The following is a 1110-nucleotide window of genomic DNA, read 5'->3' as shown; positions in this document are numbered from 1 at the left end:
AGAAGAAGTAGTAGCTAATGAAGGTGCAACACAAGATCAAGTAGATGTTGCTAAGACAGCAGTACAAAATGCAATTGGAGCTTTAGAGGAAAAAGAAGAAAAACCAGAAGTTAATGTAGACAAGACATCATTAAAGATAACTATTGATTATGCTAATGAACTTAAAGATGGTGGAGCACTTGAAGGTGTAGTACCAGCAGTAGTTAAGGAATTTAACGACGCGTTAGCAGAAGCTGAAGCATTATATGCAAATGTTAATGCTACTGAAGCAGAAGTTAAAGCAAGTTTTGATAGATTAACATCAGCAATTCATATGTTAAGCTTTGAAGCCGGAGATAAGAGTGAGCTTGAAAACTTAATTAATTCAGCCAATGCTTTAGATAAGGATAAGTATACTGAAGAAAGCTGGGCTAAGTTAGAAGAAGTTTTAGCTGAAGCTAATGGAGTATTAGCAGATGAAAATGCAATGCAAGAAGAAGTTAATGAAGTATCTGGTAAGTTACAACAAACTATTGAAAACTTAGAAGAAAAACCAGTAAACACTGTAGATAAATCAATACTTCAAGGTTTAGTTGATAGAGTAGAAGGAACTGATTCTACTAAGTATATTCCATCAACATGGACAGCATTTGCAAATGCTCTTGAAGCTGCAAATACAGTGCTTTCAAATGAAAATGCTACTCAAGAAGAAGTAGATTCAGCATATAGCACATTATTAAGAGCTTACTTAAGCTTAAGATTAACTCCAGACAAGTCTTTACTTGAAGGATTAATTAAAGAAGTTGAAAGTATAGATTTAGCAATGTATACAGCTAAGAGTGCAAAGGCAGTTGAAAAAGCATTAAAAGAAGCTAATAAAGTATTAGCAGATGATGAAGCAACTGAAAAAGAAATAAATACAGCATTAGCAAATCTTGAAAATGCTAAGAATTCTTTAGTTGCAAACTCATCAAATTCAACTTCAAGCAACAATAATAGTTCAAATAATAACAATCAATCATCAAGTTCAAATAATAATAGCGGAACTGCAAACAGTGGAAGCACTACTGGAAATTCAAATAGTGGAAAGTTACCACAAACAGGAACAGCAGGTGTAGCTGGAACATTAAT

The 1110-nt window shown here is 33.2% G+C and carries 1 pseudogene; it reads left to right on the top strand.

From position 1 onward, the window contains the following. A pseudogene (locus LPC13_RS16700) lies at window positions 1–1110 on the top strand (hypothetical protein); the annotation flags it as partial.

It is taken from the genome of Clostridium celatum (assembly GCF_021412605.1).
Taxonomy (GTDB): domain Bacteria; phylum Bacillota; class Clostridia; order Clostridiales; family Clostridiaceae; genus Clostridium; species Clostridium celatum.
Note: the sequence above shows the minus strand (reverse complement) of the source record. Positions and strands in the feature narration are given on the sequence as shown.